We start from the raw sequence: 26,914 nt of genomic DNA, 5'->3' as shown, positions 1-26,914 counted from the left end.
TCGGATCAGCCGATGCCGATGCCGGGCCGCGCCCATTGCGCCATATGGTCGTCGGCCTGCCGCCGCACGAAACATGCACCGCCCGTGCCGCGATAACGGCGGCACAGCGCATCGGCGTCGCCTCGGCTGAGCCCACCGACCGACAGGCGATGAAGCTGCTCGCCGGAATGGCGCACGGTGCCGCTCTGCGGCACATAGCCCGACAGTCCCTGAAAACGGCGGGTCAGCGCGGCCCAGGCCTTTTGCGCGCCGTCCGCCTTGCCGAAAGCGCCGATCTGGACGTTCCAGTCACCGGTGCGATGCGCACGGGGGCGGCGTTCCTCGGCGCGGCGCAACAGGGCCGGCGTGGTGACAAGGCCTGCGGCCATGCGCTGCATCCGGGCCTGCGGCGTCGCGGCAGGCGCATTGTCATGCTGCTCGGATGACAGGGGTAGCGGCTGGACGACGTCCCGCCGCGCGGCAAAGACGATCCGCGCCGCCGCCGGATCGGCAGCGGGTGCCGCGGGCTCGGGCTGCGGCAGAGCCTGGACCATGTCCTGCACCACCGCCGCCGAAGGGGCCGCGTTCAGCGCCAGCGTCACCGGCTGTCCGCTGTCCACCGATGGCCGCACGCCCAGCAGCATGGCGACCAGATTGGCCGGGTTGGTATCGTTGGTGAATGCGGCCCATTCGCGCATCCGCCCCTCGACATCGGCGGGTGCCATATCGGCCGAGGCAGCCATGCGTGCCATGTCCCATCGGCCCGACAACGCCAGCGACAGGGCGAGATTCTGACGCGTCTTGACACTCGCACCCGGCTCGCGCGCAGCGACGGTCAGGATGCGGATGCCTTCATCCGGCGCCCCGGACAACGCCATTGCAAGCCCGAAATCGGCGGTGGGAATAACGCTGGCATGCTGCTCCAGCAGCGCCCGTGCGCCCGTACCATTGCCGCCCGCGATCATCACCAGCGCCAGGTTCAGCGCGGAGCGGCCATCCGCCGGATCGAGTTGCAACGCATCGGTAAAGGCCTGCCGCGCCGAGGCGAAGCGCCCCGCCTGCAAATAACCCTGGCCCAGCAGCGCGCGGTAAGCGGCCTGATGCGGATCGGCGGCGACCAGTCGCTCGGCAAGCGCGACGGCCCCCTCCCCGTCCCGCTGCGCCAGCACGCGGCGCGTCCGATCGGCAAGCGCGGCGGTGCCCTGCGGTTCGGTCGCGCGGCCCGCCCCCTCGCGAAGATGCGCAGTGCGGGGGCCGGTCGCGGTACAGCCGCCCAGAATCAATGCGCCGACGCTGCAAGAAAGGAGAGTGCGGAACATGGTCATCCTGGTCATCCGGTTCTGCCCAAGGGGAAGGTGGCCGATATGCCATGGCGCAACGCGTAACGGGCGATGCACGCCTGACCCCATTTCCCCGATCGGACCCCGTGCTAGGGGTTAAGCCTATAAGGAACGGTTAAGCGCTCAACTGCCCGCTTTACCCGCCTTTGCAGCCGAGGCATGGATGGGGCGTGAGGCAATGGCGGAAGGACGAAGGATGATGCGCAGATTCCCGATCGGCGGCATGATCGTGCCCGCCCTGCTTCTGGCCGCCGCGCCCGCTTTCGCGGCCCCCGCTCCTCCGATCCCGGACGTGAAGGCCGGGGTCGATGCCTGGGCGCAGGGCGATTATCGCAAGGCGGTCGAGGAATGGCGCGGACCCGCCGTGGCGGGCGATGCCGATGCGCAGTTCAATCTTGCCCAGGCCTATAAGCTGGGACGCGGCGTGCCGCTCGACCCTGCGCTCGCCGAAAGCTGGTTCCGCAAGGCCGCGGTGCAGGGCCATGTCCAGGCCGCCGACAATTATGGCCTGGCGCTGTTCCAGGCGGGCAAGAAGGCGGAGGCCGCACCCTGGCTGGAAAAGTCGGTCGCGCGCGGCGAGCCGCGGGCGCAGCTGGTGCTGGGCACGATGCTGTTCAACGGTGATGGCGTCACCCGCAACTTTCCACGCGCCTATGCCCTGATGACGCTCGCGTCGCAGACCGGACTGCAAGCGGCTTCGCAGACGCTGGCGCAGATGGACCAGTATATCACCCCGCCCGACCGCCAGCGCGGCGTCGAACTGGCCCAGCAATATCGCGCCCAACTGGCCGCGCTCCCTGTCCCCGCCGCCAATGGGCCGAAACGGGTGATGGTCGGCCCCGACCCCGTGACCGGCCAAGTCGCGCCGACCAGCACGACGCCGCCGTCGCGACCGGCGGTACAGCCGGTGCCGGTCGCCCCGTCACGCCCCGCCGTATCGGGATATGGCGCCAGCTATCCGGTGCCGGGCACGACCGCGTCACCCCGAACGCCTGCCATTCGTGAAGAAGCCTCCGATCGGACGGAGCGCCCCACCCCACCCGCGCGCAACGCCAAACCCGCCCCCACGCCCCATGCCAGCGGCGGGGCCTGGCGCATCCAGCTTGGTGCGTTTCGCGATCGCGGCAATGCCGATGCGCTCTGGCAGCGGGTGCGTGGTCGCCTGAGCGGTGCGCACCCCTTCTTCGTCACGTCGAGCGGCGTGACCCGGCTCCAGGCGGGTGGATATGCCAATCATGGAGCCGCACAAGCGGCGTGCAGCCGCTCCGGCCAGCCCTGCGTCGTGGTCGCGCCGTAAAAGTCCCATTCCTCCCCTCGCAGGGGAGGTGGCAGGCCGCAGGCCTGACGGAGGGATGTCCGCGCTCTCCACAGGGGCGACACCCCTCCACCAGCTTCGCTGGTCCCCCTCCCCTTACAGGGGAGGAATGGTTGGGCAGCTCTTAGACCATGATGACATCGTATCGGACGATCATGAGCCCCTCCCCTTCAGGGGAGGGGTGAGTCCGTCTCATTCACCTTGTCCTTAAGCGACCGCCCACTCCGCGCGCGGAATGCCCTGGGCATAAAGAAGCGCGGTCAGATCGTTATAATCGATCCGCGCCGCTGCCGCGCCCGCGACGATCGGCTTGGCGCGGTACGCGACGCCCAGCCCGGCGCGGCGGATCATCGCCAGGTCGTTGGCCCCATCGCCCACCGCCATGCTCTCGGCCGCGCCGATGCCTAGTTCGTCGAGCGCGGCGAGCAACGTCTTTTCCTTGGTGTCCGATCCGACGATGGGTTTCCGCACCGTACCGGTCAGCTTGCCGTGCGCGATCTCCAGATAATTGGCGATGGCGCGGTCGAAGCCGATTTCGGCTGCGACCGGCTCGGCGAAGCGGGTGAAGCCGCCCGAGACCAGGATCGCGTGACCGCCGCGCGCCTTCATCGTGCGAACGAGCGCGCGGGCCCCCGCCATCAACGTCACTCGCTCGGCCAGGCAGCGCTCGATGACGTTTTCGTCCAGTCCATCGAGCAGCGCGACGCGGGCGTCGAGTGCGGCGGCAAAGTCGAGTTCGCCGCGCATGGCCCGCTCGGTCACCTCGGCCACCTGCTCCTTGATCCCGGCATAATCGGCCAGTTCGTCGATGCACTCGACGGTAATCATGGTCGAATCCATGTCGGCGACCAGCAGCCGCTTCTCGCGGTGCGCGGCGGGCTGGATGACCACATCGGTCCGGTGAAACCGGCCGTGCAGGATGCCGCTCGCAAAGTCCGGGTCTGCGGCGAAACAGATGTCTGCCGCGCGGCCCTCGTCGATCCAGTTCCAGTCCGCGACCTCGCACAGCGGCGTCATCTGCGCCACCGCCTCCGAAATATCGCGCTCGGCGATCGATTCGGCTGCTATCAGCGTGGCGATGAACATGGCGAACTCCTCTGACCGGCCAAAGGTCGCGCTCATTGCAGGGCCGACCGCCAGCGGCAAGTCCGCATTGGCGCTCGATCTGGCCAAGGCGACCGGCGGCACCATCATCAATGCCGATTCGGCACAGGTTTATCGCGACCTGTCGATCCTGACCGCCCGCCCCTCGCCCGGCGAAGAGGCTCAGGCCCCGCACCGGCTGTTCGGCCATGTCGACGGGGCCGACACCGGCTATTCGGCGGCGCGCTGGGCGGCCGAGGCGCGCGCGGCGATCGAAGACAGCGTGGCGGCGGGATCGCTGCCGATCCTGGTCGGCGGCACCGGCCTTTATATGCGCACCCTGCTCGACGGCATCGCACCGGTGCCCGCGATCGATCCCGCCATCCGCGCGGACGTCCGCGCCCTGCCCGTCCCCGAAGCGCACGCCGCCCTGTCGCGCGAAGACCCACAGGCCGCCGCGCGACTGAACCCCGCCGACACCACTCGGGTCGCCCGCGCGCTGGAGGTGGTGCGCGCGACCGGGCGCCCGCTGCACGACTGGCAGGCTCATAAGGAGGGCGGCATCGGCGACCGGATCGCCCTGTCCGCCGTCATCCTGCTCCCTGACCGGGACTGGCTGAACGCCCGGATCGACCGGCGTTTCGGCGAGATGCTGGACGAAGGATTGGACGAGGCCGCCGCGCTGCTCGCAAGGGCGGACCTGCCCGCCGACGCGCCGATCCGCCGTGCGATCGGCGTACCCGAAGCGGCGGCGCTGCTCGAGGGTCGCATGACCCGTGCCGAGGCCGAGGCGGCTGGGGCGCTCGCGACACGACGTTATGCCAAAAGACAATTTACCTGGTTCCGTCACCAGCCCGGCCCCGGCTGGACGGTGATTCCCGATACCGATGCCAATGTGCGTCGCAATATAATAGAAACTTTATTGCGCATCTGACGGTTGACGCGCACTTTTTAAACTTGTAGCCGCGCCATTCCCGACACGCCCCGTCAGTGGGCACGGACGCAGAAGGACGAAGACGATGACCGAGAAAAGCGGAGCCGATATCCTGGTCGAGGCGCTGTGCGATCTCGGCGTGGAGGTCGTCTTCGGTTATCCGGGTGGTGCGGTGCTGCCGATCTATGACGCCATGTTCCGGGCGAGCAAGAACGGGGGGCGCATCCGCCACATTCTCGTCCGCCACGAACAGGCGGCGACCCATGCGGCGGAGGGCTATGCCCGCTCGACCGGCAAGCCCGGCGTGGTGCTCGTCACCTCCGGGCCGGGCGCGACCAATGCGGTTACCGGCATCACCGACGCGCTGCTCGATTCGATCCCGATGGTGGTCATCACCGGCCAGGTGCCGACCGCGCTGATCGGCACCGACGCGTTCCAGGAAGCCGATACGGTCGGCATCACGCGCCACTGTTCCAAGCATAATTACCTGGTGAAGGACCCCGCGCGTCTGGGCGAGGTGGTGCATGAGGCGTTCCACATCGCGACCCAGGGCCGCCCCGGTCCGGTCGTGATCGATATCCCCAAGGACGTGCAGGTCGCCACCGCCCGCTATCAGAAGCCGGGTCCGATCCGTCACAAGACCTATCGCCCGCAGGTGAAGGCCGACCAGACCCAGATCGAGCAGCTGGTCGACATGCTGGCCGCCGCCGAACGCCCGATCCTCTATACCGGCGGCGGCATCATCAATTCGGGCCCGGCCGCGTCGCAGCTGCTGCGCGAATTGGCCCGCATCACCGGCGCGCCCGTCACCTCGACCCTGATGGGTCTGGGGGCGTTTCCGGCCAGCGACCCGCAATGGCTGGGCATGCTGGGCATGCACGGCACCTACGAAGCCAATATGGCGATGAACCAGGCCGATCTGGTGGTCGCGCTGGGCAGCCGTTTCGACGACCGCGTGACCGGGCGTCTGGATGCGTTCAGCCCCAACAGCCGCAAGGTCCATGTCGATATCGATCGGTCGAGCGTGAACAAGAATGTCCGCGTCGACCTGGCGATCATCGCCGATGTCGGCCACGCGCTGGAGGATGCGGTGCGCATCTGGAAGTCGCGCCAGCATCCCAAGCCCGACACCACCGAGTGGCAGCGCCGCATCGCAGGGTGGCGCGCGGTCGGCTGTCTCTCCTTCCCGGAGACCGGCGACGCGATCATGCCGCAGCGTGCGATCCGTGCGCTGTACGACGCGACCAAGGCGCGCCAGCCGATCATCACCACCGAGGTCGGCCAGCACCAGATGTGGGCCGCGCAGCATTTCGGCTTCGAGAAGCCGAACAAGTGGCTCACCTCGGGCGGTCTTGGCACCATGGGCTACGGCCTGCCCGCCGCGATCGGCGCGCAGCTCGGCAATCCGGGTGCGCTGGTGATCGACATCGCCGGTGAAGCCTCGATCCAGATGAATATCCAGGAACTGGCGACGGCGACGCAATATCGCCTGCCGGTCAAGATCTTCATCCTGAACAACGAATATATGGGCATGGTTCGCCAGTGGCAGGAACTAACCTATGAGAGCCGCTATGCCGAGAGCTATTCGGACTCGCTGCCCGATTTCGTGAAGCTGGGTGAGGCCTATGGCTGGAAGGGCATCCTGATCGAGCATCGGCACGAGCTGGAGGACGGCATCGCCGCGATGCTGGACCATGACGGGCCGGTGATCGTCGACTGCCGCGTGGCCAAGCTCGCCAACTGCTTCCCGATGATCCCGTCAGGCGCGGCGCATACCGACATGATCCTGCAGGCCAATGAGGTATCGGGCACCATGGACGACGAGGCCAAGGCGCTGGTTTGACCTTCGAGGGGTCAAAGGGGGCTTAGTCCTCCCTCGCCTTCCCTCCCCCGGCCCCTCCCGCCTGCGGGAGGGGAGAGGATATATGGCCCGTCATCGCGGGTGCGCAGAAAGAAGACCGATGCACATCAAGACCGAACAGGTGGAACGCCACACGCTGGCGGTGATCGTCGACAACGAACCGGGCATCCTCGCGCGGATCGCCGGGCTGTTCACCGCGCGCGGCTATAATATCGAGAGCCTGACCGTGTCGGAGATCACCGCCGACAAGGCCGTCAGCCGCATCACCATCGTCACCAGCGCCTCGCCGCCGGTGATGGAACAGATCATCGCCCAGCTCGACCGGCTGGTCCCCGTCCACTCGGTCACCGACCTGACCGTGCTGGGCGACCATGTCGAGCGCGAGCTGGCGCTGGTGAAGGTGGCGGGCACCGGCGATCGCCGGATCGAGGCGCTGCGCCTGGCCGAGGTCTATCGCGCTCGCGTGGTCGACGCGACCATCTCCAGCTTCGTGTTCGAGGTCACCGGCGGCATCGCCAAGATCGACAAGTTCGTCGAGCTGATGGGCGAAGTCGGCCTGGTCGAGGTCGCCCGCACCGGCATCGCCGCCATCTCGCGCGGTGCCGAAGCGGCCTGAGCCACCCCATTCCAACGATCCGAGGCCGCAAGCGGCCCAACCATTTCGAAAGGGAAGTCCAATGCGTGTGTATTACGATCGCGACGCCGATCTGAACCTGATCTCCGAGAAGAACATCGCCATCCTGGGTTACGGCTCGCAGGGTCACGCCCATGCGCAGAACCTGCGCGATTCGGGCGTCAAGAATGTCGCGATCGCGCTGCGCCCCGGTTCGGCCTCGGCCGCCAAGGCGGAAGCGGCGGGCTTCAAGGTCCTGTCGAACAAGGAAGCCGCCGCCTGGGCCGACATCCTGATGATCCTGGCCCCCGACGAGCATCAGGCCGCGATCTATGACGCCGACCTGAAGGGCAATCTGAAGCCCGGCGCCGCCCTCGCCTTCGCCCACGGCCTGAACGTGCATTTCGGCCTGATCGAGCCGCCCGCGGACATCGACGTCATCATGATCGCGCCCAAGGGCCCCGGCCACACCGTGCGCAGCGAATATGTGCGTGGCGGCGGCGTGCCCTGCCTGATCGCGATCCATCAGGACGCCAGCGGCAACGCGCATGACGTCGCGCTGGCCTATGCCAGCGGCGTCGGCGGCGGTCGCTCGGGCATCATCGAGACCAACTTCCGCGAAGAGTGCGAAACCGACCTGTTCGGCGAGCAGGCCGTGCTGTGCGGCGGCGCGACCGCGCTGGTCCAGGCGGGCTTCGAGACGCTGGTCGAGGCGGGCTATGCCCCCGAAATGGCCTATTTCGAATGCCTTCACGAGCTGAAGCTGATCGTCGACCTGATGTATGAGGGCGGCATCGCCAACATGCGCTACTCGATCTCGAACACCGCCGAATATGGCGACATCAAGACCGGCCCGCGCATCATCACCGAAGAGACGAAGAAGGAAATGAAGCGCGTCCTCGCCGACATCCAGTCGGGCCGCTTCGTGAAGGACTTCGTGCTCGACAACCGCGCCGGCCAGCCCGAACTCAAGGCCAGCCGCATCGCCGCCAAGCGCCACCCGATCGAACAGGTCGGCAGCGAACTGCGCGCGATGATGCCGTGGATCGGCGCGAACAAGCTGGTGGACAAGGCGAAGAACTGATTTGTTGGGGTGGGCTCGGTGAGACACCCGCCCCTCCCCCATCCCCTCCCGCTTGCGGGAGGGGCGTGCTTGGGGACATGTTTTGCCCTTCTATCGGCCTATTCGCTCGCCGATAGCTTTTAGAAGGAGCAGAACGGCCGACCCAAACCTCTCCCCTCCCGCAAGCGGGAGGGGATGGGGGAGGGCCACGGAGCCTCGCAGAGACCACCCTCCCCACCCCCAACCCGGAAACGCATCGTTGCGACCTTGGCCTTTGACGTGCGTTAACCGCACGCCCCAAAAGGCTACCGTTCAACAGGGAGTTACCACCCATGCGTTTCGCCGTTCCCGCCGCTCTGGCGCTCGTCCTCGCCGCCCCCGCCGCCATCGCCCAGACCCAGCCGGGCGCGCCCGTCGCCGCGCGCGTCGTTGCGGGCACCTATGCCGTCGACCCCGCCCACACCCAGGTCACCTGGTCGGTGAACCATATGGGCTTCTCGATGCTGGAGGGGCAGTTCGGTGCCGCCAGCGGCTCGTTGACCATCGATCCGGCCAAGCCGCAGAACGACAAGGTCGACGTTACTTTTAACATCAACGACTTGTCGGTCACCGCCGCACCCTTCGCCAATCACCTGAAGTCGAAGGATTTCTTTGACGCCGCGACCTATCCGACCGCGCGTTTCGTCTCGACGAACGTCAAGGTCATGGGCAACAAGGCGGTCATCACCGGCAACCTGACCATCAAGGACCAGACCAAGCCGGTAACGCTGAACGCCACCTTCGTCGGTGCGGGCATCAACCCGATGTCGAAGAAGCTGAACATCGGCTTCCGCGCGACCGCCAAGATCAAGCGTTCGGAGTTCGGCCTGGGTGCCTATGTCCCGGTCGTCGGTGACGAGGTCGACCTGACCATCAACGCCGCCTTCACCGCGCAGTAATTCCCTTCTTTATCTCCCATCCGCGAAAGGCGGGGTCGCAGGTCTGCGGCTCCGCCTTTTTTCCGTCATGGCTTCGCTGCGCTCGTGGGTGACGGCCAGGCGCAATCACGCGTCATCAATCTCGATATGGACAAGCGCGCACCGACACGGCATGAACCGCGCACCATGATCGCCGCGCTGCCGCTTCGTTCGCTTCGACTTATCCGCCCTTAGGGGAGGATCGGCGTGGCCATGCGCGACTTCCCTAAGGGCTGAATGAACCGATAAGCCTGTCCCCGCCGCGCCCCTGGCCAGACGCGGCCGAGAATGCTGGAAGACCCGATCATGCTCCGCGACCCCTCGACCAAATACCGCCCCTTCCCGACCATCGCCCTGCCCGACCGGCAATGGCCGAACCGCACGATCACCAAGGCACCGCGCTGGCTGTCGACCGATTTGCGCGACGGCAACCAGGCGCTGATCGACCCGATGGATGCGGAAAAGAAGACCCGCATGTTCGACCTGCTGGTCAAGGTCGGGCTGAAGGAAATCGAGGTCGGCTTTCCGAGCGCGGGCGCGACCGAGTTCGACTTCATCTCCGGCCTGATCCGCGACGACCGCATCCCCGAGGACGTGACGATCCAGGTCCTCACCCAGTCGCGCCGCGACCTGATCGAACGCAGCTTCGAAAGCCTGGAGGGTGCGCGCACCGCGATCGTCCATCTCTACAACGCGGTCAGCCCAGCCTGGCGCAAGATCGTCTTCGGCATGACCCGCGACGAGGTGCGCCAGATCGCGGTCGAGGGCGCCAAGATCCTGCGCGACGAGGCGGCCAAGCGCCCGAACACCGACTGGTTCTTCGAATACAGCCCCGAAACCTTCTCGACCGCCGAGCTGGATTTCTCGGTCGAGGTCTGCGCCGCCGTCATGGACGTGCTGAAGCCGACGCCCGACCATCCGCTGATCCTGAACCTGCCCGCCACCGTCGAATGCGCGACGCCCAATGTCTATGCCGACCAGATCGAATGGTTCGGGCGCAACATCCCCAACCGCGAGTCGGTGGTCATCTCGCTCCACACCCATAACGACCGGGGCACCGGCGTCGCCGCCGCCGAACTGGGCGTGATGGCGGGGGCCGACAGGGTCGAGGGTTGCCTGCTCGGCAATGGCGAGCGGACCGGCAATTGCGACCTCGTGACCGTCGCGCTCAACATGTACACCCAAGGCGTCGACCCCAAGCTCGACCTGTCGGACATCGACGAGGTGGTGAACACGGTCAACTATTGCACCAATCTGCCCGTCCATCCGCGCACCCCCTATGCGGGTGATCTGGTCTTCACCGCCTTTTCGGGCAGCCATCAGGATGCGATCAAGAAGGGCTTCGCAGCCCAAGCCGCACGCAACGACGATCTGTGGGAAGTCCCCTACCTCCCCATCGACCCCGCCGATCTGGGCCGCAGCTACGAAGCGGTGATCCGCGTCAATTCGCAGTCGGGCAAGGGCGGCGTCGCCTGGGTGATCGAGCAGGACAAGGGGCTCAAGCTGCCCAAGCGGCTCCAGGCCGATTTCAGCCGCCATGTCCAGGCGATGGCCGACGCCACCAGCCGCGAACTCAACGCCGCCGATATATGGGGCGGGTTCGAGGCGACCTATCTGCCGCGCGAAGGCGACCGTTTCGTGCTGCGCGACTATGAGGAGAGCGGCTCGGCGGGGCAGCGGACCTTTATCGGCCGCGTGCAGGTGGATGGCGAGGAGCGTTCGATCTCGGGGCGTGGCAACGGCCTGATCTCCAGCGTGATCGCGGCGCTGGCCGACACGACGGGGCCGAATTTGGAAGTCATCGACTATAACGAACACGCCATCGGCCACGGCGCGGATGCGCAGGCCGCCGCCTATGTCGAGGCGCGTACCGCCGATGGCCGCATCGTCTTCGGCGTCGGCCTCGACACCGACATCGCCACCGCCAGCGTCCGGGCGGTGCTGTCCGCCGCCAACCGGGCCTGATGCGCCCCGTCCTTCTCGGCTAAGACGACGCGCCATGCTGGCCATCGGAGCGTCGTTTTTTCTTACCCGGAAGGGCAAGGTCGCAGATGGAGGGGCGCCCGCATCATGAGCGTCGCCGCCCCTCCGTCACGCTGGGCGTTCATCCCCGAACGCTACCGCGAGAAACTGCGTGAGCGGGGTGCGTCGATCACGCTCACCGTGCTGGCGCATCTGCTGCTCGCCTCGCTGCTCTTCCATCTGGCCCCCAAGCTGATCGACCCGGAGAAATCCTCGGCGCTCAACACCTTCTCCGTCTCGCCCGACGACAAGCAGTCGGGCGCGCCGGTGCCAAAGACCCGCACCGCGACCAAGAAGCCCGCGGCGGCGGGTGGCTCCAAGGCGCCGGTGACGGCAAAGCGCCCCGACACCCCCACCCCGCCGACCGAGAAACAGGCCGACACCTCCGCGCCGACGCCGTGGCAATGGGGGGACAAGTCGCTGTTCGCGGCGGGCGATATCGGGGCCCTCCCCAAGGGGGAAGGCAAGGGCGTCGGGTCGAGCATGGGGGACGACCGGGGCCAGGACAGCGCATCGGCCTATGGCCCCGGCGAAGGTCCGGGCGGCAGGCGGCTCTACAATGCCGAATGGTTCCCGCGCCGCCCGTCCAATGCCGAACTGAATGGCTATCTGCGCAGCCCGCCACCCGATGGCGGCTGGGCCCTGATCGCCTGCCGCACCATCCCAGACTACCGCGTCGAGAATTGCCAGGTCCTGGGCGAGTCGCCACTCGGCTCCGGCCTGGGCCGGGCGATGCGCGAGGCCGCGTGGCAATTCCGCATCCGGGCTCCGCGCATCAACGGCAAGGAGATGATCGGCGAATGGGTGCGTATCCGCATCGACTTCACCACCAAGAGCGGCGGTGACTAAGAATTAAGTCCGGTCTGGCACCGTCGATCATTGTTTCAAGGGAGAATGGCCGTGTTGATGATAATCGCCACCCTCGTCATCATGTCGCACGCCACAACGCCGCCGCGCTCTGGCGCCATTTGCGCGGCCGGGGCCGCGGCAATGCGCGACCTGCCATCGATCAACCACAATCCGAAAATTCCCGCCTATTTCGGCGAATTAAAGCCCGACAGGCCCAATCTTTTGACAATATGCCCGAAGTTGAGACTGGCGATTCCGCACGGCTACTCGCCAGCCGATGACGATGCGCGCGAGCGCGCCAGTGGGGTCGAACCAATGATGGGCGAGGTTCCGCGGCTGCCCGCAGCAATCTATTCGGTGGGTATTCCGAAACTGTCCGCTGACGGGCGACATGCCACAGTCAGTTTGGGCTATTCATGCACGGGCCTTTGTGGAGCCGCATATGTCGGGAAATATGTCCGCACCCGTCGGGGATGGGTACGCGATGGGCCATTTCAAAGCCTGATGGTTTCCTAACCTAAGTATCGCATGTAACCGCAGAATTCCGCAGCCGCGCCCATGCATCGGTCCGGACCATGTCGTCGACCCGGCCCTAATAGGTGAATTGCAGCTGGGTCCGGATCAAATCGCCCGTCGCGCGGCCGGTCCGCCGCGAATCCGCTTCACCCCGCTCCATTCGCGCATAGGCCAGTGTCAGTTCCAGCGCCTCGACCAACTGGATTTCCGTGCCCAATTCCCATTCGTCGGTTTCCAGGCGCGGCGCATCGACATTGGGTTTCCACCCGCCGCGATAGCGTTGCCACCGGACATAGGGGATGGCGCGGCCGATCGGAGTCGGGCCCAGATCGGTCATCAGCTGGACATAGCCGCCGCCCAGCCGCTGGCTGCGCACCATGCGCAGGCCGCTGTCATATTGCGGTCCCCAGCCGGTGGTCCATTCGGTCTGGATGCCGAAGGGCTGCGGATAGAGGATCGCGTGGAAGCCGACCCGGTCGTCCCGGTAGCTGATCGGACTGATGCCGCCGCTGCGCAATTCCGGGCGATAGCGGTTGAAAATGGCCGAGCCGCCAAGCTCCAGCACCTGTCCTTCGAACAACGGCCCCAGCCCGTCGAGCGCAAAGGGCCAGGTGGCCATGGCGACCTTCATCAGACTGTCGTTGCGCTCGGTCCGGTTGGTCCCCTGACCGTTATACAGCGCGACGCCGAACGCGCCGTAATTGCCGAACAGCTTCTGCTTGTTCTTGGTCAGCCGGTCCCAGATCGCCTGGACCGGCGCCGGGGTGTAATAGGCGTTGATCCCGACATCGCGCTCGCCGGGTACGCCGCTGTTGATCGCATCGGATCGATCGAGCGGCAGGCGGTTGGACGAGCTTTGCAGATTCTCCCAGCCGAACGGCACCTTGGACTGGCCGAAGCGCAAGCGCAGGCGGCGTTCGGGGTCGAGGAACCAGTCCACATAGACGTCGCGCAACTGGCCGAAATTCTCGCGCCGCTCGGTGCTCGACTGGTTGTTCACCGCCGCGCCGAAATCATGCTGGAAATAGAGTTGCAGCCGGTCGGTAATGTCGCCCTGCAACACCAGCCGGACCCGACGCAGCAGAAAGCCGCCATCGTCGTTGATCGAGGCATCATGGACCGAGCGCAATCGCGATCCGGTGTCGGACAGCGGCTCATGCTCGTCCAGCACGGCGTTGTAGCGAAGCTGGGTATAGCCGCGCAGCCGCATCCGCTCATACCAAGGCGCATGGGCGGAAGGCGGCTTGGCAACGGCCGCCACGCGTGGGGATGCAGCCGGAGATGGCGCGGGCGTCGAAGCGGTGACCTGCGGCGTGGGTGCAGAGACGGGCGCAACGGCGGGCGTCGAAGCGGCGGCGGTCGCCACCCCCTTTTGCGCCTCGGTCAGTGCCTTGATCTGCGCCTTCAGCTCGTCGATCTGGCGCTGCAATTCCTGCACGGTCTGTGCGGCGGCGGGCACCGGACAGCTTGCCAGCAACATGGCGACGGCGACCCAGTAATGGGCCCGCTGGGGTCTCGACATGATCACCGTACTGTTTTTCCGCCCTGTTTGCGGCGGCGACTTAGGACGGCTCCGGCCCCTTTCGCAACAGATTGATGACAGTGCGATGATATTTCCGTGACAGCGCCGGAGGCGTCAACGGTGCCGTTCGATCTCGCAGCCGACGCACGCATCGGGATAGATGCCGGTCTTCATCGACCGGACCTTGACCTTCGTCACACGCGGGTCGGCCAGGCACAGTGCCGCCACCGACTCGCACAGGCTTTCCTGCAGCGCGAAGCCGGGGCCTTTCGCCATCGCCAAAATGCCGTCGCGCAGGAAGTCGTAATCCAGCACGTCCTCGATCCGGTCGGCACTGGGCGCGGCAGGATAGGTGATGGTCATCGCCACCGACAGCGTGATCGGCTGGGGCTCGACCTCATGCGGGTGGATGCCCAGACGCATCGCGAAGCTCAGCTCGTCGAGCAGGATCGTATAGGTCGCGCTCATCCCCGCCCCTCGAACATGACATCGCCGTCGCGGCGACAGAAACGCTGACCGCAATCGACGTATAGCGTCTGGCCGCGAATATCATGCGCGGTCAGCAGGAAGGATACCGCCTCCGCCACGGCCGTCGCGCCGATCGGGCGGCCGAGCAGGTTCTTGGTCGCGGCCTCGGCGAACTCTTCGTCGCTCTGGTCGCCACTTTGCAGGGTCAGGCCCGGCGCGACCGCATTGACCGCGATGCGGGGCCCCAGCGCCTGCGCCAGCATGATGTTCGCCCCGGCCAAGGCGAACTTGGCGCAGCTATAGGCGAAGAAATCGGGGTTCGGATTGGCGATCTTCTGGTCAAGGATATCGACCACCGCGCCGTCCGCCACATCGTCCTGGCGCGCCAGCGCAGAGGCGAGCAAGGCAGGCGTGGCCGCGTTGATCGCGTACAGCTTCGCCATCAAATCCGGGTCGGTATGGGGTGGGCGATCGAACAGAAAGGCCGAGGCGCTGTTGACCAGCCCGTCGATCGGCCCGCCCGCCGCCGCGCGGGCACGGGCGAAAAGGGTATCGATCCCGTCCGGTACGGACAGGTCGCCCTGCACCATCGGCGCATTCAGTTCGACCGCGAGCGCCGCCGCTTCATCGGCCGAGCCGTTATAATGGATCACCGGCCGATGCCCGTCCGCCGCCAGCCGCCGGGCGATGCTTGCGCCCAGCCGCCTGGCCGCGCCGGTCACCAGCACGGTGCGGCGCGTCATCCGTCCAGCCCCATCAGCGACAGGACTTCCTTGCGGCTGCGGTCATCCTCGCGGAACACGCCCATCATCCGGCTGGTCACCATCGACACGCCCGGCGTGCGGACCCCGCGCGACGTCATGCAGCCATGCGTCGCCTCGATCACCACCGCGACGCCCAGCGGCTTGAGATTCTCCCAGATGCAGTCGGCGACCTCGGCGGTCAGCCGCTCCTGCACCTGCAACCGGCGGGCAAAGCCGTGCAGCACGCGGGCGAGCTTGGAGATGCCGACGACATGGTTGCGCGGCAGATAGGCGATATGCGCACGGCCGATGATCGGGGCCATGTGGTGCTCGCAATGCGACTGGAACGGAATGTCCTTCAGCAGCACGATCTCGTCATAGCCGCCGACTTCCTCGAACACCCGCGACAGATGGACAGCGGGATCGTCGCCATAGCCTGCGCAATATTCGCGCCATGCCCGTGCGACGCGCTTGGGCGTGTCGACCAGTCCTTCGCGGGTGGGATCGTCGCCCGCCCAGGCGATCAGCGTGCGGATGGCCTCTGCCACATGATCGGGGACCGCGATCTTGCCGTCCTCGCCCATCAGGTCGCCATCGTCCGGGTCGCCGTGCGCGCAGCTCATATTCCGTCCTTCATGCCAAAGTCGGTGCGATAGCGGATCGATTGCCGCGGTGCAAAACCGGCAGCCCCGTATCGCTCCGCCTCGCCTGCGACAGCCCCTACCGCAACCGCGCCGCCGCCCAGGCGACATGGTCCGCCATGAAGGTCGAGATGAAGTTATAGCTATGGTCATAGCCCGGCTGCATCCGCAGGGTCAGCGCGATCCCGGCCTTGTCACAGGCCGCCGCCAGCAGTTCCGGGCGCAACTGCTCGGTCAGGAACGGGTCGGCATCGCCCTGATCGACCAGCAGGTCGGGCAGCCGCGCCCCGTCCTCGATCAACGCGACCGCATCCGCCTGTCGCCACGCGGCGCGGTCCGGCCCCAGATAGCCGCCCAGCGCCTTCTCGCCCCACGGCACTTGGCTTGGCGCGACGATGGGGGCGAAGGCCGACACGCTGCGGAAACGGGCCGGGTTGCGCAGGCCAATGGTCAGTGCACCATGCCCACCCATCGAATGGCCGGTGATCCCTTGCGCCCCCATGTCCGCAACCGGGAAATGCTCGGCGATCAGCGCGGGCAATTCCTGCTCGATATAGGTCCGCATCTGGAAATGCTTCGCCCAGGGATCTTGCGTCGCATCGACATAGAAGCCCGCGCCCTGCCCCATGTCATAGGCGTCGTCATTCGCCACGCCCTCACCACGCGGCGAGGTGTCGGGCGCGATGAAGATCACCCGGTGTTCGGCGCAAGGCGCCCGGAACTCGCCCTTGTCGGTGACATTGGCATGGGTGCAGGTGAGGCCCGACAGATACCAGAGGACGGGCAGCGTTTCACCCGCCTCATGCTCGGGCACGAAGACCGAGAAGGTCATGCGCGTGCCCGTTGCCGCGCTGTCATGCGCATACACGCCCTGCACGCCGCCATGCGCCCTGGAGGTCGAAATCGTCTCGATCGTCATCGGAACACCACCGTCCGGTTGTCATTGAGGAAGACCCGCCGCTCGCCCACCCAGGCGACCGCGCGGGCCAGCACCTGCGCCTCGATATCGCGGCCGATGCGGATCAGGTCGTCGACGCTGGCGCGATGATCGACCCGCTCCACCGCCTGTTCGATGATCGGCCCTTCGTCGAGGTCGGCGGTCACGAAATGTGCGGTCGCACCGATCAACTTCACCCCGCGTGCGTGCGCCCGGTGATAGGGCTGCGCGCCCTTGAAGCCGGGCAGGAAGCTGTGATGGATGTTGATGCACCTGCCCGGCAGCGCGGCGACCAGCCGCTCGCCCAGCACCTGCATATAGCGGGCGAGGACGAGATAATCGGCCCGCGTGCTCTCCATCAGGGCGAGCATCGCCGCCTCCTGCTCGGCCCGGTTCACATCGCTTACCGGCAGGTGATGCCAGGGCAGCCCATGCCACTCGACCAGCGGACGCAAATTATCGTGGTTGGAGACGACGCCGACGATCTCCACCGGCAGCGTGTTGGTCCGCCAGCGATGCAGCAGGTCGTTCAGGCAATGCGAGCCCTTCGACACCGCGATCAGCATCCGGGGCCGCTCTGTGGCGGGCGCGACATGCCAGTCGAAGCCGAACCGCGCCGCCGGTTTGGCCAGCGCGTCCCGCACCCCTTCGACTGACACGGGGAACCGCTCCCCCTGCCCGGTAAAGACGATGCGCAGGAAGAAGCGCCCCGTCTCCAGATCGGCATATTGCTGGCTGTCGAGGATGAACCCGTCGATCCCGGCAAGCGCCCCCGACACGGCGGCGACGATGCCGACCCGGTCCTGACACGCCAGCGTCAGGATATAGCCGTCGCTCATGCGGCAGGGAGGCGACAGCCCAGACACAACTTGTTGCCGTCCGGGTCACGCAGATAGCCAAGATAGGCGCGGCCCATCGGCGTCTGACGCTCGCCCACCGGCGCTTCGATCGCGGTGCCGCCATGCGCCACACCCGCCGCATGCGCGGCATCGAGCTGCGCCGGATCGGCCGCGCCCAGCCCGATCGTGCCGCCATTGGCGAAGGTCGCCGCCTCTCCATCGATCGGCCGCGTCACCATGAAGGCCGCGCCATTGTGCCGATACAGAATGCGCTCGCCCATCTGCATCCCCGGCTCACCGCCCAGCGCGCCGAACAGCGCGTCATAGAACGCCTTGGATCGCGCGATGTCGTTCGATCCGACCATGACATGCGTATACATCAGTTCGCCTCCACCAGGTGCCGCGCGCACAGCTTGTTGCCGGTCGGATCGCGCAAGTAAGCCAGATAGACCTTGCCGACGGGCACGTTGCGGATGCCGGGCGGGTCCTCGATCGCGGTGCCGCCATGCGCGAGGCCTGCGGCATACCAGGCATCGGCCTGCTCCGGCGATTCCATCGCAAAGCCCAGCGTCGCACCGTTGGCATAGGTGGCAGGCTCGCCATTGATCGGCTTCGAGATCAGGAAGCGCGCGCCCTTATGGCTATAGACCAGCCGCCCCGCCGCATCGATCACACCCTCCGGCGCGCCCAGCACACCCAGGGTCGCGTCATAGAAGCGCTTGGCCGCGGCGATGTCGTCGGCCCCCAGCATGACATGGCTGAACATCAGAAGATCACCACGCTGCGGATGCTCTCGCCCGCATGCATCAGGTCGAAGCCCTTGTTGATCTCCTCCAGGGTCAGGCGGTGGGTAATCATCGGGTCGATCTCGATCTTGCCGTTCATATACCAGTCGACGATCTTGGGCGTGTCGGTGCGCCCCCGCGCGCCGCCGAACGCGGTGCCGCGCCAGTTGCGGCCCGTGACCAGCTGGAACGGCCGGGTGCTGATCTCCTTGCCCGCCTCGGCCACGCCGATGATGATCGAGGTGCCCCAGCCCCGGTGACAGGATTCCAGCGCGGTGCGCATCACCTCGGTATTGCCGGTCGCGTCGAAGCTATAGTCCGCGCCGCCATCGGTGAGTTCGAGAATCTTGGCGATCGTCTCTTCGCGGCTCAGCCCCTTGGAGTTGAGGAAGTGGGTCATGCCGAAACGGCGGCCCCATTCCTCACGGCCGGGGTTGATGTCGACGCCGATGATCCGGCCCGCGCCCGCCAGCTTGGCGCCCTGGATCACGTTCAGGCCGATGCCGCCCAGCCCGAAGACGACGATATTCTCGCCCGGCTGGACCTTGGCGGTGTTGACCACCGCGCCCACGCCCGTCGTCACGCCGCAACCGATATAACAGCTGGTGTCGAACGGCGCGTCCTCGCGGATCTTGGCGACCGCAATCTCGGGCAGGACGGTGAAGTTCGAGAAGGTCGAGCAGCCCATATAATGGAAGATCGGCTGGCCCTTATAGCTGAACCGGGTCGTGCCGTCGGGCATCAGGCCCTTGCCTTGCGTCGCACGGATCGCGGTGCACAGGTTCGTCTTGCCCGACAGGCACGACTTACACTGACGGCATTCGGGCGTGTAGAGCGGGATGACATGGTCGCCCGGCACCACGCTGGTCACGCCCGCACCGACCTCGCGCACGATGCCGCAGCCTTCATGGCCCAGCACGCTGGGGAAGATGCCTTCGCTGTCGAAGCCGTCGAGCGTATAGGCATCGGTATGGCAGATGCCTGTCGCCATGATCTCGACCAGGACTTCACCGGCCTTGGGGCCTTCCAGATCGAGTTCGACGATTTCGAGCGGCTTCTTGGCCTCGAAGGCGACGGCTGCGCGGGTTTTCATGGGGTCACGGTCTCCTTGGCTGGTCGCCCTGATGCCCCGACCGGCGCGCATGTGCAACCAACGAACGCCCCGGCGGATTGATGCGGATCACCAGTCAGGAGAGCGACGATGACCAAGTTCAAAAAGGGCGACCATGTCGAATGGAACAGCCATGGCAGCACCGCCGAGGGCAAGGTCGTCAAGAAGCAGACCAGCGACACGACCATCAAGGGCCACACCGTCCGCGCATCGAAGGATGCGCCGCAATACATAGTAGAGAGTGACAATGGCGGAAAGGCAGCGCACAAGGCGGACGCGCTGAAGAAAGCGTGATTCACGCGCGTCCCGCCAAAGGGCCGGGATGCTGAAGGATTATAGGAAGGAACATCATGGCCACCGCAACCACGGGCACCGGCATCCACGCCCCGGTCCAGCCGTCCGAGGAACTGGGCGCGATCGTCGGCAACGATAAGCTGCCGCGCAGCCAGGTCATCAGCAAGGTGTGGGACTATATCAAGGCCAACAACCTGCAGAACCCGGAAAACAAGCGGGAAATCCTGGCCGACGACAAGCTGAAGAAGGTGTTCGGCAAGGACAAGTGCACCATGTTCGAGATGAACAAGTTCATCTCGGCGCACCTGAAGAAGTAAGCCTTCTTCCGCCCCGGCCGCCATGCCGGGGCACACCCTTCCCCGCTCGCGCTGCCGGTTACCGCAGGTCCAGGACCAGCGGCTTGCGCGCGGGCGGTGTCGCGGCCGGAGACGGCGCGCGATCCTTCGGTCGCGATGGCGATGGCGTCGGTGTTGCCGAGGGTGCCGGATTGTCCGCCCCCACACGGCTCGCCTCAATCTGGTTCAGCCTTTGCTCGACCAGTTGGGCATCCAGCAGCTTGCGATCCCCCTGCATCGCAGCCACCTGTGCCTCCAGCGCGGCGACGCGCTGTTCCAGCATTTTTACCCGCACCTGATCCTCGGTCTGCGCGACCATGTCCTTGGCCGCCTTTTCCTGGCGCGCGCGTTCCTGCGCGTCGGCATCCGCCAGACGGTCGTCGGCACGGCTATTTTGCTGGCACGCGGCCAGCGAGAGGCTGAGGAGCAACAGGAAAGCGGCACGGCGCATAGACGGTTTCTGTTCCAGTAATTCCTCCCCTGGAAGGGGAGGGGGACCGCCGCGAAGCGGTGGTGGAGGGGTGTAACCGCCAGCGATGGTTCACGCCATCGGCCGTGACACCCCTCCGTCAGGCCTTCGGCCTGCCACCTCCCCTTACAGGGGAGGAATTATCAGTCCCGCAACTTTACCCAGGTCGGGGCATGATCGCTGGCCTTTTCGCGTCCGCGATAGCTTTTGTCGACACCCGCATCGACCAGCCGGTCGGCGGCCTGCGGGCTGAGCAGCAGATGGTCGATGCGGAACCCCGCATCGCGCTGCCACGACCCGGCCTGATAGTCCCAAAAGGTCCAAACCCCGCCCTTGGGCGCGCGTGTCCGCAGCGAGTCTGTCCAGCCTTGCGCCAGCAACCGGCGATAGGCCTGGCGGCTCTCCGGCTGCATCAGCGCGTCGCTCGCCATGGCAGGGACCGAGAAGGTATCGTCGTCATTGGGGATGACGTTGTAATCCCCGGCCAGCACCGCGGGCACTTCCTCCGCCAGCAATACGCGCGCACGGGTCGCCAGCCGCTCCATCCAGCGCAGCTTGTAATCGAATTTCGGCCCCGGCTGCGGATTGCCGTTGGGCAGATAGAGCGATGCGACGACCAGCCCATTCACCGCGCATTCGAGGTAGCGGCTATGCTCGTCCTCATCCTCGCCCGCCAGCCCGCGCTGCCGCTCGACCGGCTGGGTGCCACGCGCGAGGACGGCGACGCCGTTCCAGCTCTTCTGGCCATGCCAGACCGCGCCATATCCGGCGGCCTCGATGTCCTTGATCGGAAAGGTCTCGTCGCTGGCCTTCAGCTCCTGAAGACAGACGATGTCCGCATCCGCCTCGGCCAGATATTCGAGCAGGCGCGGCAGACGGGCCTTGATCCCGTTGACGTTATAGGTGGTGATCTTCACGTCAGACCGAGAAGCTGGTGCCGCAACCGCAGCCCGAGGCCGCGTTGGGGTTCTTCACCTGAAACGCCGCGCCGCCGAGCGATTCGACATAATCGACCTGCGCCCCCCGGACCAGGTCCAGGCTGATGCTGTCGACAACCAGCGTGACGCCATCGGTCTGGGCAACGGCATCGTCTTCGGCTGGCGCATCGGCCAAGCCGAACTTGTACTGGAAGCCCGAACAACCGCCGCCTTCGACCGACAGACGCAGGATGGCGGGCTTGTTCTGCCGCTCGGCGATCGTCGCGACGCGAGCCGCGGCGGCCGGGGTCAGCGCGATTTCGGAAATGCTGGTGGCCATGGGGGTGAGATAGGCGCGGGGGCCGACTGGGGCAATCCCGATCGCGCTATTCCTCCCCTGCAAGGGGAGGTGGCAGACCGAAGGTCTGACGGAGGGGTGTCACGGTGGCGGGAAATATACCGCGACCGCCCATGCCCCTCCACCATCGCGTTGCGATGGTCCCCCTCCCCAAGCACAGCTTGGGGAGGAATTGAAGAATTTAGTCCTGCGCGGCGGGGCCGTCGGTCGAGACGGGAATCTGATGGATCGCATGATCCTGCGACGCGGTCAGATAGTCGCCGGTGGTCAGGAAGGGCACCGGATTGACGGCATGACCGTCCATGCGGACTTCGTAATGAAGGTGCGGACCGGTCGAACGGCCGGTCGAGCCCATCAGTGCGATCAGTTGGCCGCGCGTGACGTGCGCGCCATCGGCGACGAGAATCTTCGAGAGGTGGCCATAGCGGGTCGCAATGCCCTTGCCATGGTTGATCTCGACCATGTTGCCATAGCCACCCTGCCAGCTGGCATGATCGACGATGCCGTCGGCGGTCGCGTAGATCGGGGTGCCGACCGGACCCGGAATATCGACCCCGGCATGCATCGCGGCGGTGCCGCGGAACGGGTCGGAACGGATACCGAAATTGCTGGTGAACTGAAGCTTTTCGACCGGGTGGACCGAGGGGATGGCGATTACGCCGTTCGGCCGCGCATCCATCTTCTTCCAGGTCTGGAACAGAGTGCGGAACTGCTGGTCGGTACGAAGGTCGGCCGAGGCTTCGGCGCTATTGGCGGGGATGAACTCGCCGCCCACAGCGGTCGAGGCCTTGGGGGCGGCAGGGGCATGCGGCGCGCTGTGCGCCGGAACCGGTGCCGCCATCGCCATCTGGCCCGACAGGCCGATCGTCACAGCGACAACGAACACAGACCGGACGCGCGATGCAATCGATTTACCCGAGAATAGAAACTGACTCATCGATCCCCGAACCCTTGTCGCCGCACGATCCCGCAGTCGGAATAGCCCGGCTTCGTTCATCCTATGCTGTTGCGCAGCCCCACCGCGTTACAGTCGGTCAGCTTGTGCCTTTATGGGTTCCTCGTCCGCAAGGGGCGCATAGAAATCGCGCGTCAGACCGGCTGTATCGCGCGCCGAAACGTTGAACGGTGGCTTAACGACCCCGCGAAAATGGCGGCGGACCAGCATCCGCCAGTGTTCGGCGGGCGCGATGTCATGCCCGGCGGCCAGATATCCGAACCACTTGGCGCCGAATCCGACATGCCGGATTTCGTCGGTATAGATGCGGTTGAGGATGCGCGCGGACGGCTCGTCACCCCCGGCGCGGAAGCGGGCGACCGTCTCCGGCGTGACATCCAGCCCCCTCGCCTCCAGCACCATCGGCACGACGGCGAGCCGCGCCATGGCATCGTGCGCCGTTTCCTCCGCCGCTTCCCAGAGCCCGGCATGGGCCGGCAGCTCGCCGTAACCCGAGCCCAAAGTCTTCAACCGGCGATGCAGCACCGCGAAATGCATCGCCTCGTCCGCGCCCACCGAAATCCAGTCGTCGACGAAGGTACGTGGAAACTGCCCGCCAAACCGCCCCGCCGCGTCGAAGGCCAGGTCGATCGCCGCGAACTCGATATGCGCCAGCGCGTGGAGCAACGCGATCCGCCCCTTTTCCGACCCACCCCGCCCGCGCTTGGGCATCCGGTTGGGCGGCAGCAATTCGGGCCGGTCGGGCCGCCCCGGCGCATCGGGCATGGCTACGTCGAACGCATGCGCCAGCGCTCCCCGACGCCAGCCGCGCGCCACCGCCCGCGCGGCCCGAACCTTGGCGAGCGGGTCACTTTCGCGCAGGACGGCTGCGCAGGCCTGGGCGATCGTCGTCAAAGCGCGCGCGCCGCCTCCAGCACGGCCTCGGCATGGCCAGGCACCGTCACCTTGCGCCAGCTCTGCGTGAGCTTGCCGTCACGGCCGAACAGGAAGGTCGCGCGCTCGATCCCCATATAGGTCTTGCCGTAGAGCTTCTTCTCGCCCCACACGCCGAACGCCTCGCAGGCGGTGCCGTCCTCGTCACTGGCGAGTTCGATGGTCAGCGCATGTTTCTCGGCGAATTTGCGGTGCTTGGCCGGGCTGTCCTTGGAGATGCCGATCACCCGCACGCCCGCCTGTTCGAACGCCCTGGCCAGGGCGGTGAAGTCTTGTGCCTCGCGCGTGCAGCCGCTCGTGTCGTCCTTGGGATAGAAATAGACCACCAACGGCCCGGTCTGATCGCCCAGTGCGAGCGGTTCGTCGTTCGCGGTCTTGACCGTCACCGGCGGAATTGCGTCACCCTGCTGCATCATTGCCTCCTTGCCAGACCTGGGCCACCTCCTGCCGCGTCGCCTCCAGCGTGGCAACCACCGCCGCCCAGTCGGACAGGCCCATGGCGCGCGCGATCAGCGGGCGGGTGGGCTCGGGCGGCTCCTGCCCATCGGGCACCAGCAGGCGGAACGCGACCAGCGCACGAGTCAGCACGTCATGCGCCTGGACCATGGACGGCGGCATCAAGCCGCCTGCGACCAATGCCGCGATCGCCACGCCCAGATCGGGGTCGAAGCCGCTCCGATGGATCAGCTGCGCCCGGTGCACCGCGAACTCCAGATCGACCAGTCCGCCGGGCAGCAGCTTGATGTCGAGCGGCCCCTGCGGCGGTTTGTGGCGTGCCATCTCGGCGCGCATCTCGCCCGCCTCGGTCGCCACGTCGCGGGCGGGTCGGTTGCCGTTCAGCACATCGGCGATGATCGCGGACACCTCTACGCGCGCCTCCGTCGAGCCGAAGATCGGCCGCGCGCGGGTCAGGGCCATATGCTCCCAGGTCCAGGCGTCTTCGCGTTGATAGCGCGCGAAGCTTTCGACCGAGACGACCAGCGGGCCCTGCGTGCCCGACGGCCGCAGCCTGGTGTCCACCGGATAGAGCGGCCCCGCCTGGGTCGGCACCGACAGCGCCGCCGTCACCCGCTGCGCCAGCCTGTTATAATAGAGGGTCGCGCCCAGCGGCTTTGGCCCATCCGACTCGGCGGCGAAATCGCCGGTGAACAGATAGACGAGGTCGAGGTCCGAGGCATGGGTGAGTGCCGCGCCACCCATCCGGCCCAGCGCCAGAATCACCAGCTCGCTGCCCGGCACCCGACCATGCGTGGCAACGAATTCGTCCACCGTCGCCTGCGCCAGGACCCCCACCGCCGCTTCGGCGACGCGGGCATAGCCGCCCGCCACCTCCAACGGATCGGCCCGCCCGGCGACGATCTGTGCGCCCAGGGCGAAGCGCAATTCGCCGACCACGCGGCGGACATGGTCCAGCCGATCCTGATAATCCTGGCCGCTCTCGCCGCCGCGCATCGCGCGTTCGAGGAATTTGACGGCGGGCAACGGCTCAAAGGCAGAGGCGTCGATCAGCCCGTCGAGCAGGGCCGGACGCCGCGCCAGTTCGGCGGCCAGTGGTGTCGCATGGCTGAGAATCGCGACGGTCAGACTGGCGAGTGCCGGTCGTGCTTCCAGCAGACGGAAGATGTTGATCGCGCTCGTCATCCGCTCGAACAGCGAATCGAGCTTGAGCAACGCGGCGTCGGGATCGGGGGCCTCGCCCAGCGCCTCGACCAGGGTCGGCAGCACCGCGTCCAGCGCCTCGCGCGCCGCCGGGCTGCGCAGCGCCGCATAGTCCCCGCCCCGCCAAGCCGCGATCCGCCGCGCCGCCGCCTCCGGGTCGCGCAGGCCCGCCGCCACCAGCCGCGCGTTCAGCAGGACCGGATCGTGCGGCAGGCGCGGCCGTTCGTCGGCATCCAACGCATCATAGAGCCGCCCGACCTGTGCCGTCACCGGCGCCAGCATTGCCACCAGTGCCTCGCCATCCGCCAGCCCATGGAGTTGCGCGACACGGGGCAACCCGTCGCCGATCGGCAATTGATGAGTCTGGCGGTCGTCGATCATCTGCACCCGGTGCTCGATAGTGCGCAGCAGGACATAGGCGTCGGTCAGGATCGCCGCATCGCCCGCATCGATCCGCCCCGCCTCCGCCAGCCTCGCCAGCGCATCGCGGGTCGCGGGCGCCCGCAGCGCCAGATCGCGCCCGCCATGGATCAGCTGGTGGATTTGCGCGAAGAACTCGATCTCGCGAATGCCCCCGCGCCCGCGCTTCAGGTCATAGCCCGGCCCCATCGCCTGCCCCTGCGCATGGTGATCGCGGATGCGGCGCGTCAGGTCGCGAATCTCGCCCACGGCGCCGAAGTCCAGCGCACGCCGCCAGACGAACGGGCGGATGGCGTCAAGGAACCGCTGCCCCAGTGCCAGATCGCCCGCCGCCGCCCGCGCCCGGATGAACGCCGCCCGCTCCCAGGTCAGCGCCTGGCTTTCATAATAGGCGATCGCGCCCTCCACCGGAATCGCGATCGGCGTCGCCTCGGGCGAGGGGCGCAGCCGCAGGTCGACGCGCAGCACATAACCCTCGCCATCGCGCGCCTGGAGCAGTTCGACCACCCGCTTGCCGATCCGCACCGCCGCATCCTCGGGCTCCTCGCGCGGGCGGCGGGGGAGCGTCTGCGGATCGAAGATCAGGATCGGGTCGATATCCGACGAATAATTCAGTTCGCGGCTTCCCTGCTTGCCGAGCGCGATGGCGGCGAAACCGACCGGCTCCGCCCCCGGCGTGCGCTCCTCGATCGCGGCGCGGATCGCCCGAGTCAGCGCGCGATCGGCGAAATCGGTCAGCCGGTGGGTGACGTCGGTCAGGTCATAGAGCCCCGCCAGATCGCCCAGCGCCAAGGTCAGCGCCAGGGCCCGCCGCTCCCGGCGCAGCGCGATGCCGATGGGCAAATCGGCGGTGAGCGGCGAGGGTTCGAGCAGCACGCCCTCCCGCGCCCTGGCCTCGATCTCCGGCTCCCGGTCGAGCAGCATGGCCAGAAACGACGAATGCCGACGCGCACGCGCCACGGCATCGGGCAAGGTGGACAAGGACGGAGGGTTCATA

The 26,914-nt window shown here is 66.8% G+C and carries 29 protein-coding genes; 11 read left to right on the top strand and 18 right to left on the bottom strand.

What is annotated here, in order from left to right; genetic code table 11:
• Positions 1-5: 5 nt before the first annotated feature.
• A complete protein-coding gene (locus U1H82_RS01855; RefSeq protein ID WP_322963227.1) occupies positions 6-1,313 on the bottom strand; it encodes an SPOR domain-containing protein in 1,308 nt (435 codons plus the stop codon).
• 202 nt (positions 1,314-1,515) lie between these two features.
• Between U1H82_RS01855 and U1H82_RS01850 the strand changes: the two genes are divergently transcribed.
• Positions 1,516-2,616, top strand: coding sequence for an SPOR domain-containing protein (locus U1H82_RS01850; protein WP_322963226.1), 1,101 nt, complete (start codon positions 1,516-1,518; stop codon positions 2,614-2,616).
• 225 nt (positions 2,617-2,841) lie between these two features.
• Here the strand turns inward: U1H82_RS01850 and serB are convergent, their stop codons facing one another.
• Complete coding sequence (gene serB, locus U1H82_RS01845) at positions 2,842-3,720, bottom strand: phosphoserine phosphatase SerB (RefSeq protein ID WP_322963225.1); 879 nt, start codon at positions 3,718-3,720, stop codon at positions 2,842-2,844.
• Here serB and miaA point away from each other — a divergent pair.
• The 8 genes from miaA to U1H82_RS01805 all read left to right on the top strand — a co-directional run bounded on the left by miaA (position 3,719) and on the right by U1H82_RS01805 (position 12,531).
• Complete coding sequence (miaA, locus tag U1H82_RS01840; RefSeq protein ID WP_322963224.1) at positions 3,719-4,651, top strand: tRNA (adenosine(37)-N6)-dimethylallyltransferase MiaA; 933 nt, start codon at positions 3,719-3,721, stop codon at positions 4,649-4,651. The two genes, serB and miaA, sit on opposite strands and share 2 nt — an antisense overlap.
• Before the next feature lie 85 nt (positions 4,652-4,736).
• On the top strand, positions 4,737-6,494 hold the full coding sequence (ilvB, locus tag U1H82_RS01835) for a biosynthetic-type acetolactate synthase large subunit (protein WP_322963222.1): 1,758 nt from the start codon (positions 4,737-4,739) through the stop codon (positions 6,492-6,494).
• Between the two features lie 118 nt (positions 6,495-6,612).
• Complete coding sequence (ilvN, locus tag U1H82_RS01830; protein WP_322963221.1) at positions 6,613-7,128, top strand: acetolactate synthase small subunit; 516 nt, start codon at positions 6,613-6,615, stop codon at positions 7,126-7,128.
• A 61-nt stretch (positions 7,129-7,189) separates the two neighbouring features.
• Positions 7,190-8,209 carry a ketol-acid reductoisomerase gene (gene ilvC / locus U1H82_RS01825; protein WP_306999421.1) on the top strand — a complete coding sequence of 340 codons (1,020 nt, stop codon included), beginning with the start codon at positions 7,190-7,192 and terminating at the stop codon, positions 8,207-8,209.
• Positions 8,210-8,520: 311 nt separating this feature from the next.
• On the top strand, positions 8,521-9,126 hold the full coding sequence (locus U1H82_RS01820; RefSeq protein ID WP_322963220.1) for a YceI family protein: 606 nt from the start codon (positions 8,521-8,523) through the stop codon (positions 9,124-9,126).
• Positions 9,127-9,450: 324 nt separating this feature from the next.
• The gene (leuA, locus tag U1H82_RS01815) at positions 9,451-11,109 is read left to right on the top strand and encodes a 2-isopropylmalate synthase (RefSeq protein WP_322963219.1); all 1,659 of its coding nucleotides are present in this window, start codon (positions 9,451-9,453) and stop codon (positions 11,107-11,109) included.
• 105 nt (positions 11,110-11,214) lie between these two features.
• Complete coding sequence (locus U1H82_RS01810; RefSeq protein ID WP_322963217.1) at positions 11,215-12,015, top strand: hypothetical protein; 801 nt, start codon at positions 11,215-11,217, stop codon at positions 12,013-12,015.
• 45 nt (positions 12,016-12,060) lie between these two features.
• A complete protein-coding gene (locus tag U1H82_RS01805; RefSeq protein WP_322963216.1) occupies positions 12,061-12,531 on the top strand; it encodes a hypothetical protein in 471 nt (156 codons plus the stop codon).
• Positions 12,532-12,607: 76 nt separating this feature from the next.
• Here U1H82_RS01805 and U1H82_RS01800 read toward each other — a convergent pair whose 3' ends face one another.
• The 9 genes from U1H82_RS01800 to U1H82_RS01760 form a co-directional block, all read right to left on the bottom strand.
• On the bottom strand, positions 12,608-14,053 hold the full coding sequence (locus U1H82_RS01800; RefSeq protein WP_322963215.1) for a porin: 1,446 nt from the start codon (positions 14,051-14,053) through the stop codon (positions 12,608-12,610).
• 114 nt (positions 14,054-14,167) lie between these two features.
• Positions 14,168-14,521 (bottom strand): dihydroneopterin aldolase, encoded by a 354-nt coding sequence (locus U1H82_RS01795; RefSeq protein ID WP_322963214.1) that lies wholly within the window; start codon positions 14,519-14,521, stop codon positions 14,168-14,170.
• Positions 14,518-15,264: an SDR family oxidoreductase gene (locus U1H82_RS01790; protein ID WP_322963213.1), complete on the bottom strand. Its 747-nt coding sequence runs from the start codon at positions 15,262-15,264 to the stop codon at positions 14,518-14,520. The genes U1H82_RS01795 and U1H82_RS01790 overlap by 4 nt, the downstream gene beginning before the upstream one ends.
• Positions 15,261-15,887, bottom strand: coding sequence for a GTP cyclohydrolase I FolE (gene folE / locus U1H82_RS01785; RefSeq protein WP_322963211.1), 627 nt, complete (start codon positions 15,885-15,887; stop codon positions 15,261-15,263). Before folE ends, U1H82_RS01790 begins: the two co-directional genes overlap by 4 nt.
• A gap of 97 nt (positions 15,888-15,984) precedes the next feature.
• Positions 15,985-16,824, bottom strand: a complete 840-nt coding sequence (gene fghA, locus U1H82_RS01780; RefSeq protein ID WP_322963210.1) for an S-formylglutathione hydrolase — start codon at positions 16,822-16,824, stop codon at positions 15,985-15,987.
• Positions 16,821-17,681, bottom strand: a complete 861-nt coding sequence (purU, locus tag U1H82_RS01775) for a formyltetrahydrofolate deformylase (protein WP_322963209.1) — start codon at positions 17,679-17,681, stop codon at positions 16,821-16,823. The genes fghA and purU overlap by 4 nt, the downstream gene beginning before the upstream one ends.
• The gene (locus U1H82_RS01770) at positions 17,678-18,061 is read right to left on the bottom strand and encodes a VOC family protein (protein ID WP_322963208.1); all 384 of its coding nucleotides are present in this window, start codon (positions 18,059-18,061) and stop codon (positions 17,678-17,680) included. Before U1H82_RS01770 ends, purU begins: the two co-directional genes overlap by 4 nt.
• Positions 18,061-18,447, bottom strand: coding sequence for a VOC family protein (locus U1H82_RS01765; RefSeq protein WP_322963207.1), 387 nt, complete (start codon positions 18,445-18,447; stop codon positions 18,061-18,063). Before U1H82_RS01765 ends, U1H82_RS01770 begins: the two co-directional genes overlap by 1 nt.
• Positions 18,447-19,559, bottom strand: a complete 1,113-nt coding sequence (locus U1H82_RS01760) for an S-(hydroxymethyl)glutathione dehydrogenase/class III alcohol dehydrogenase (RefSeq protein WP_322963206.1) — start codon at positions 19,557-19,559, stop codon at positions 18,447-18,449. The genes U1H82_RS01765 and U1H82_RS01760 overlap by 1 nt, the downstream gene beginning before the upstream one ends.
• Positions 19,560-19,667: 108 nt before the next feature.
• On the opposite strand from U1H82_RS01760, the gene U1H82_RS01755 reads away from it, so the two are divergent.
• Together U1H82_RS01755 and U1H82_RS01750 are read left to right on the top strand one after the other, a co-directional pair.
• Positions 19,668-19,871, top strand: a complete 204-nt coding sequence (locus tag U1H82_RS01755) for a hypervirulence associated TUDOR domain-containing protein (protein ID WP_322963205.1) — start codon at positions 19,668-19,670, stop codon at positions 19,869-19,871.
• A 56-nt stretch (positions 19,872-19,927) separates the two neighbouring features.
• Positions 19,928-20,188 carry an SWIB/MDM2 domain-containing protein gene (locus U1H82_RS01750; RefSeq protein ID WP_307100197.1) on the top strand — a complete coding sequence of 87 codons (261 nt, stop codon included), beginning with the start codon at positions 19,928-19,930 and terminating at the stop codon, positions 20,186-20,188.
• A gap of 58 nt (positions 20,189-20,246) precedes the next feature.
• Here the strand turns inward: U1H82_RS01750 and U1H82_RS01745 are convergent, their stop codons facing one another.
• From U1H82_RS01745 to U1H82_RS01715, 7 genes are all read right to left on the bottom strand, one after another.
• The gene (locus U1H82_RS01745) at positions 20,247-20,657 is read right to left on the bottom strand and encodes a hypothetical protein (protein ID WP_322963204.1); all 411 of its coding nucleotides are present in this window, start codon (positions 20,655-20,657) and stop codon (positions 20,247-20,249) included.
• Between the two features lie 161 nt (positions 20,658-20,818).
• Positions 20,819-21,592: an exodeoxyribonuclease III gene (gene xth, locus U1H82_RS01740; RefSeq protein WP_322963203.1), complete on the bottom strand. Its 774-nt coding sequence runs from the start codon at positions 21,590-21,592 to the stop codon at positions 20,819-20,821.
• A 1-nt stretch (position 21,593) separates the two neighbouring features.
• Positions 21,594-21,932 (bottom strand): iron-sulfur cluster insertion protein ErpA, encoded by a 339-nt coding sequence (gene erpA / locus U1H82_RS01735; protein ID WP_322963202.1) that lies wholly within the window; start codon positions 21,930-21,932, stop codon positions 21,594-21,596.
• A gap of 199 nt (positions 21,933-22,131) precedes the next feature.
• Positions 22,132-22,836 carry a M23 family metallopeptidase gene (locus tag U1H82_RS01730; protein ID WP_375339477.1) on the bottom strand — a complete coding sequence of 235 codons (705 nt, stop codon included), beginning with the start codon at positions 22,834-22,836 and terminating at the stop codon, positions 22,132-22,134.
• Between the two features lie 138 nt (positions 22,837-22,974).
• Positions 22,975-23,799, bottom strand: coding sequence for a ferritin-like domain-containing protein (locus U1H82_RS01725; RefSeq protein ID WP_322963199.1), 825 nt, complete (start codon positions 23,797-23,799; stop codon positions 22,975-22,977).
• The gene (locus tag U1H82_RS01720) at positions 23,796-24,254 is read right to left on the bottom strand and encodes a peroxiredoxin (RefSeq protein WP_322963198.1); all 459 of its coding nucleotides are present in this window, start codon (positions 24,252-24,254) and stop codon (positions 23,796-23,798) included. Before U1H82_RS01720 ends, U1H82_RS01725 begins: the two co-directional genes overlap by 4 nt.
• A complete protein-coding gene (locus U1H82_RS01715) occupies positions 24,238-26,913 on the bottom strand; it encodes a bifunctional [glutamine synthetase] adenylyltransferase/[glutamine synthetase]-adenylyl-L-tyrosine phosphorylase (protein WP_322963197.1) in 2,676 nt (891 codons plus the stop codon). The genes U1H82_RS01720 and U1H82_RS01715 overlap by 17 nt, the downstream gene beginning before the upstream one ends.
• Position 26,914: the final 1 nt, after the last annotated feature.

Origin of the sequence: Sphingomonas fuzhouensis (assembly GCF_034659795.1) — a bacterium.
Classification (GTDB): domain Bacteria; phylum Pseudomonadota; class Alphaproteobacteria; order Sphingomonadales; family Sphingomonadaceae; genus Sphingomonas; species Sphingomonas fuzhouensis.
This window is presented reverse-complemented; position numbering and strand designations above follow the sequence as displayed.

What these genes read in the sequence shown, in the direction of transcription:
- U1H82_RS01795 (WP_322963214.1), bottom strand. Translation starts at nt 14,521, where the DNA reads ATGAGCGCGACCTATACGATCCTGCTCGACGAGCTGAGCTTCGCGATG.
- U1H82_RS01820 (WP_322963220.1), top strand. Translation starts at nt 8,521, where the DNA reads ATGCGTTTCGCCGTTCCCGCCGCTCTGGCGCTCGTCCTCGCCGCCCCC.
- U1H82_RS01765 (WP_322963207.1), bottom strand. Translation starts at nt 18,447, where the DNA reads ATGTTCAGCCATGTCATGCTGGGGGCCGACGACATCGCCGCGGCCAAG.
- U1H82_RS01750 (WP_307100197.1), top strand. Translation starts at nt 19,928, where the DNA reads ATGGCCACCGCAACCACGGGCACCGGCATCCACGCCCCGGTCCAGCCG.
- leuA (WP_322963219.1), top strand. Translation starts at nt 9,451, where the DNA reads ATGCTCCGCGACCCCTCGACCAAATACCGCCCCTTCCCGACCATCGCC.
- miaA (WP_322963224.1), top strand. Translation starts at nt 3,719, where the DNA reads ATGGCGAACTCCTCTGACCGGCCAAAGGTCGCGCTCATTGCAGGGCCG.
- erpA (WP_322963202.1), bottom strand. Translation starts at nt 21,932, where the DNA reads ATGGCCACCAGCATTTCCGAAATCGCGCTGACCCCGGCCGCCGCGGCT.
- U1H82_RS01720 (WP_322963198.1), bottom strand. Translation starts at nt 24,254, where the DNA reads ATGATGCAGCAGGGTGACGCAATTCCGCCGGTGACGGTCAAGACCGCG.
- U1H82_RS01760 (WP_322963206.1), bottom strand. Translation starts at nt 19,559, where the DNA reads ATGAAAACCCGCGCAGCCGTCGCCTTCGAGGCCAAGAAGCCGCTCGAA.
- U1H82_RS01770 (WP_322963208.1), bottom strand. Translation starts at nt 18,061, where the DNA reads ATGTATACGCATGTCATGGTCGGATCGAACGACATCGCGCGATCCAAG.
- U1H82_RS01805 (WP_322963216.1), top strand. Translation starts at nt 12,061, where the DNA reads ATGGCCGTGTTGATGATAATCGCCACCCTCGTCATCATGTCGCACGCC.
- ilvB (WP_322963222.1), top strand. Translation starts at nt 4,737, where the DNA reads ATGACCGAGAAAAGCGGAGCCGATATCCTGGTCGAGGCGCTGTGCGAT.
- U1H82_RS01745 (WP_322963204.1), bottom strand. Translation starts at nt 20,657, where the DNA reads ATGCGCCGTGCCGCTTTCCTGTTGCTCCTCAGCCTCTCGCTGGCCGCG.
- folE (WP_322963211.1), bottom strand. Translation starts at nt 15,887, where the DNA reads ATGAGCTGCGCGCACGGCGACCCGGACGATGGCGACCTGATGGGCGAG.
- U1H82_RS01810 (WP_322963217.1), top strand. Translation starts at nt 11,215, where the DNA reads ATGAGCGTCGCCGCCCCTCCGTCACGCTGGGCGTTCATCCCCGAACGC.
- U1H82_RS01715 (WP_322963197.1), bottom strand. Translation starts at nt 26,913, where the DNA reads ATGAACCCTCCGTCCTTGTCCACCTTGCCCGATGCCGTGGCGCGTGCG.
- ilvC (WP_306999421.1), top strand. Translation starts at nt 7,190, where the DNA reads ATGCGTGTGTATTACGATCGCGACGCCGATCTGAACCTGATCTCCGAG.
- U1H82_RS01800 (WP_322963215.1), bottom strand. Translation starts at nt 14,053, where the DNA reads ATGTCGAGACCCCAGCGGGCCCATTACTGGGTCGCCGTCGCCATGTTG.
- U1H82_RS01850 (WP_322963226.1), top strand. Translation starts at nt 1,516, where the DNA reads ATGATGCGCAGATTCCCGATCGGCGGCATGATCGTGCCCGCCCTGCTT.
- U1H82_RS01855 (WP_322963227.1), bottom strand. Translation starts at nt 1,313, where the DNA reads ATGACCAGGATGACCATGTTCCGCACTCTCCTTTCTTGCAGCGTCGGC.
- fghA (WP_322963210.1), bottom strand. Translation starts at nt 16,824, where the DNA reads ATGACGATCGAGACGATTTCGACCTCCAGGGCGCATGGCGGCGTGCAG.
- ilvN (WP_322963221.1), top strand. Translation starts at nt 6,613, where the DNA reads ATGCACATCAAGACCGAACAGGTGGAACGCCACACGCTGGCGGTGATC.
- U1H82_RS01790 (WP_322963213.1), bottom strand. Translation starts at nt 15,264, where the DNA reads ATGACGCGCCGCACCGTGCTGGTGACCGGCGCGGCCAGGCGGCTGGGC.
- serB (WP_322963225.1), bottom strand. Translation starts at nt 3,720, where the DNA reads ATGTTCATCGCCACGCTGATAGCAGCCGAATCGATCGCCGAGCGCGAT.
- purU (WP_322963209.1), bottom strand. Translation starts at nt 17,681, where the DNA reads ATGAGCGACGGCTATATCCTGACGCTGGCGTGTCAGGACCGGGTCGGC.
- U1H82_RS01755 (WP_322963205.1), top strand. Translation starts at nt 19,668, where the DNA reads ATGACCAAGTTCAAAAAGGGCGACCATGTCGAATGGAACAGCCATGGC.